4 protein-coding genes and 4 tRNA genes are annotated in these 4,334 nt (G+C 49.4%); 1 reads left to right on the top strand and 7 read right to left on the bottom strand.

Features of this window, described 5'->3' with window-relative positions:
- From OGX80_RS05470 to OGX80_RS05490, 5 genes are all read right to left on the bottom strand, one after another.
- The coding region (locus OGX80_RS05470; RefSeq protein WP_000031663.1) for a GTP-binding protein at window positions 1-215 on the bottom strand (215 nt) is incomplete at its 3' end.
- A gap of 116 nt (window positions 216-331) precedes the next feature.
- Window positions 332-407, bottom strand: a tRNA-Thr gene (locus OGX80_RS05475).
- Window positions 408-412: 5 nt separating this feature from the next.
- Window positions 413-487 (bottom strand) — tRNA-Gly (locus OGX80_RS05480).
- Window positions 488-604: 117 nt separating this feature from the next.
- A tRNA-Tyr gene (locus OGX80_RS05485) sits at window positions 605-689 on the bottom strand.
- Between the two features lie 8 nt (window positions 690-697).
- Window positions 698-773, bottom strand: a tRNA-Thr gene (locus tag OGX80_RS05490).
- 397 nt (window positions 774-1,170) lie between these two features.
- On the opposite strand from OGX80_RS05490, the gene coaA reads away from it, so the two are divergent.
- Window positions 1,171-2,124, top strand: coding sequence for a type I pantothenate kinase (coaA, locus tag OGX80_RS05500; protein ID WP_024130653.1), 954 nt, complete (start codon window positions 1,171-1,173; stop codon window positions 2,122-2,124).
- Between the two features lie 30 nt (window positions 2,125-2,154).
- Here the strand turns inward: coaA and birA are convergent, their stop codons facing one another.
- Both birA and murB read right to left on the bottom strand, forming a co-directional pair.
- Window positions 2,155-3,117 (bottom strand): bifunctional biotin--[acetyl-CoA-carboxylase] ligase/biotin operon repressor BirA, encoded by a 963-nt coding sequence (gene birA, locus OGX80_RS05505; protein ID WP_049011715.1) that lies wholly within the window; start codon window positions 3,115-3,117, stop codon window positions 2,155-2,157.
- Window positions 3,114-4,142, bottom strand: coding sequence for a UDP-N-acetylmuramate dehydrogenase (gene murB / locus OGX80_RS05510; protein WP_115182241.1), 1,029 nt, complete (start codon window positions 4,140-4,142; stop codon window positions 3,114-3,116). Before murB ends, birA begins: the two co-directional genes overlap by 4 nt.
- Window positions 4,143-4,334 lie beyond the last annotated feature (192 nt).

A 4,334-nucleotide genomic window follows, 5' to 3' on the forward strand; every position in this document is an offset into this window, starting at 1 on the left:
GTGTCGTATTCAACGTGAGAAGTGTTGATGGTGATACCACGAGCTTTTTCTTCCGGCGCGTTATCGATCTGGTCGAATGCGCGAGCAGCACCGCCGTAGGTTTTAGCCAGTACGGTAGTGATTGCAGCGGTCAGCGTTGTTTTACCATGGTCAACGTGGCCGATAGTACCGACGTTGACGTGCGGTTTTGTACGTTCAAACTTTTCTTTAGACATCGATTGTCCCTCTAAGACACGGATAAATCGGTGATATCACCACATCAACCAGGCGATATGCCTGAATTGTTGAATATTTAAGTTTATACAGAGAGAAACGGGAAGGAGAAGTGAAGTGGTGCTGATACCCAGAGTCGAACTGGGGACCTCACCCTTACCAAGGGTGCGCTCTACCAACTGAGCCATATCAGCACGTCTGGAGCGGGCAGCGGGAATCGAACCCGCATCATCAGCTTGGAAGGCTGAGGTAATAGCCATTATACGATGCCCGCATCCTGGAACTCGGCTACCCAGTTCTTTCTGTAACAAAAAAAGAGACATGTCTCTTTTCTTATTCGAACCGGTTAATTTTTTCAACCAGTTCAGACAGCAAACACGCTGCCAGAAAGTGGTGGTGGGGGAAGGATTCGAACCTTCGAAGTCTGTGACGGCAGATTTACAGTCTGCTCCCTTTGGCCGCTCGGGAACCCCACCGGACTTGATGGTGCCGACTACCGGAATCGAACTGGTGACCTACTGATTACAAGTCAGTTGCTCTACCTACTGAGCTAAGTCGGCATCAAGTAGCGCGCATTCTATGGAGACCTGCGACCTCATGCAACTAAAAAATTGCATAAAATGTTCTATCGCTCACATTTTGCACGACAAGACTGCTAAATGGCCTATTTTTAGTCAGGTCAGTGCGATTTTTCGACACCAGGATGCTAACGGCTTAACGGAGAGCATCATCATATCTGTGTTTGAAAGAGAAAAATTCTTCTTTTACATATGGTATATCCGTCACATTGCGTTTCAGGGATAACTTATCAGGAGAGATTTTTTCTTATTATTCCCTCCCATCTGGTGTTACCCTCCTGCCCATTGTCCAAATTAACTGAAATGTGTCGTGCCATTGCATGCCGGGGATGATTCGCTTTTTTATCGCTGACCTGATGCAGCAATGACAGCCAGAAACATGCTTATGAGTAAAGAGCAAACGTTAATGACGCCTTACCTACAATTTGATCGCAACCAGTGGGCTGCGCTTCGTGATTCCGTGCCGATGACCCTGACCGAGGGCGAAATCGCACGACTCAAAGGCATTAATGAAGATTTATCACTGGAAGAAGTTGCCGAGATTTATTTGCCCCTGTCGCGTTTGCTAAATTTCTATATCAGTTCAAACCTGCGCCGTCAGGCTGTTCTGGAGCAATTTTTAGGCACTAACGGCCAGCGTATTCCTTATATCATCAGCATTGCCGGTAGCGTCGCCGTGGGCAAAAGCACCACCGCGCGCGTACTGCAAGCGCTGCTGAGCCGTTGGCCGGAACATCGTCGCGTCGAATTGATCACCACTGACGGTTTTCTGCACCCTAACCAGGTGCTGAAAGATCGCGGGCTGATGAAGAAGAAAGGCTTTCCTGAGTCTTACGATATGCACCGTCTGGTGAAGTTCGTTTCCGATCTCAAATCAGGGGTGCCAAATGTTACCGCACCAGTCTATTCACACCTGATTTATGATGTGATTCCAGACGGAGATAAAACCGTCGCGCAGCCCGATATATTAATTCTTGAAGGCTTAAATGTACTACAGAGTGGAATGGATTATCCTCACGATCCACATCATGTATTTGTTTCTGACTTCGTTGATTTTTCTATTTATGTTGATGCGCCTGAAGATTTACTCCAGACGTGGTACATCAACCGCTTCCTGAAATTTCGTGAAGGGGCGTTCACCGACCCAGATTCTTATTTCCATAATTACGCAAAATTATCGAAAGATGAAGCGATCAATACCGCCGCATCATTATGGAAAGAAATCAACTGGTTGAACTTAAAGCAAAATATTTTACCCACTCGTGAACGGGCCAGTCTGATTATGACCAAAAGCGCCAATCATGCGGTCGAACAAGTCAGGTTGAGAAAATAATGTAAAAAGGGAGCCTTAGCTCCCTTTTTATTATTCTGCGCTGCGTAAAGATATTTCTCCGCCCATCCACGGCTTAATTACGCCATCCTGTTCAAGCAACAACGCGCCTTGCGCATCTATCCCACGGGAAATACCAAATATTTCTTTATCACCAATAATCAGTTTAACCGGTCGGTTAATAAAATTATCCAGTTTTTCCCAGCGAGACAGGTAAGGTGCCAGACCTTCCTGCTCAAAGAGTTCCAGCGCCGCACGCAACTCTTTGATTAACGTCGCCGCCAGCATGTTGCGATCAAGCGTAATGCCCGCTTCCTGGAGATTGATCCATCCCTGATTCACAACACCTTCTTCCACACGGCGCATGGCCATATTGATACCTGCGCCAATAACGATTTGCGCAGCGTCGCCCGTTTTACCCGTAAGCTCAACCAGAATGCCTGCCAGCTTGCGATCGAGTAAATAGAGATCATTAGGCCACTTAACCCGAACCTTCTCTGCCCCCAGATCGCGCAGAACCTCAGCCATCACAATGCCGATCACCAGACTCAGCCCGATCGCGGCTGCCGGCCCCTGCTCCAGACGCCAGTACATAGAAAGATACAGGTTCGCACCAAATGGAGAGAACCATTTCCGCCCACGACGACCACGCCCAGCCTGCTGGTATTCCGCTACACAGGCATCACCCGACGTCAACTGGCCGATACGATCCAGCAGATACTGGTTCGTCGAATCGATAACCGGAAGTACCGTGACATTCCCGCTGTCCAGTTGTGCATGGATGACAGAAGCATCTAATAATTGGATAGGTTCTGGCAGGCTATATCCTTTGCCAGGAACGGTAAACACATCAACTCCCCAGTCACGCAGCGTCTGGACATGCTTGTTGATGGCTGCGCGGCTCATTCCCAGTGTTTCACCCAGATGTTCACCCGAATGAAACTCACCATCGGCCAGCAAAGAGATCAGCGTCAGGGGAACGGTATTATCCTTCATGCAATGATCTCCACAGCATTCACTTCACCGGTCTGCCCGATAAACCGAACTTCCGGTTCCAGCCAGACATTAAATTTCTCACCCACGTTCTGACGCACATGATGCGCGAGTTTCACCACATCCTCGCTTGTCGCATTATGTGCGTTAATCAGCACCAGAGCCTGCTGACGATGTACCGCAGCGCCCCCGATACTGACGCCTTTTAGCTGGCACTGATCGATCAACCAACCGGCAGCCAGCTTCACTGAACCATCGGCCTGCGGGTAATGTGGCGCACCGGGAAATTGCGCCAGTAATGTGTGCGCAATCTCTGCTGCAACAACAGGATTTTTAAAGAAGCTACCTGCATTACCATTTACTTTTGGATCGGGCAGTTTCGTGGTGCGCATATGGCATACGGCATCAAACACCTGCTGCGGCGTGACCGTTTCAGGTTCAAAGCGAACCAGGTCGCCATAAGTCAGTACGGGCAGCCACTGTTTTGGTAAACGCAGGCCGACAGCCACAATGGCGTAACGATCCTGATATTCATGCTTGAAGATACTATCACGATAACCAAAGCGGCACTCTGTGGCGCTCACCCGTAGAGACTTTCCGGTTGCCAGCTCGACACAATCCACATAGTCACAGACCCGCTGTAGTTCTACACCATAGGCGCCAATGTTCTGGATAGGAGAAGAACCGACGCACCCCGGAATAAGCGCCAGATTCTCCAGCCCCGGCATACCTTGCTGGAGTGTGTATCGTACCAGGTTATGCCAGTTTTCCCCCGCCCCTACGTGCAAGTGCCATGCTTCGGGTTGCTCTGTCACCTCAATACCTTTGATACGGTTGATAATCACCGTTCCATGAAAGGTATCAAGAAACAGAACGTTACTCCCTTCGCCCAGTATCAGTACCGGATGATTTGATGCTTTAGCCGATTGCCAGGCATCCAATAGTTGTTGTTCATTTTCGGCACAGACAATCTCGTTAGCGCGTTGATCGATACCGAAGGTATTCCAGGGTTTGAGGGAGTGATTCATAGACGCTTTCCTGATGCAAAATCGCGTCTAGTTTACCGCATATGCAACAGTATGGCTTGTGGTTATGTAGGTGGGATAAGCGCAGCGTCATCCGGCTGCCCCCGGGCGCATGAACGCAAAAAGGCCATCCCTCAGGATGGCCTCTTCACTTAATTAATGCCTGGCAGTTTATGGCGGGCGTCCTGCCCGCCA

Origin of the sequence: Citrobacter sp. CK194, from assembly GCF_030333395.1 — a bacterium.
Lineage (GTDB): Bacteria > Pseudomonadota > Gammaproteobacteria > Enterobacterales > Enterobacteriaceae > Citrobacter_B > Citrobacter_B koseri.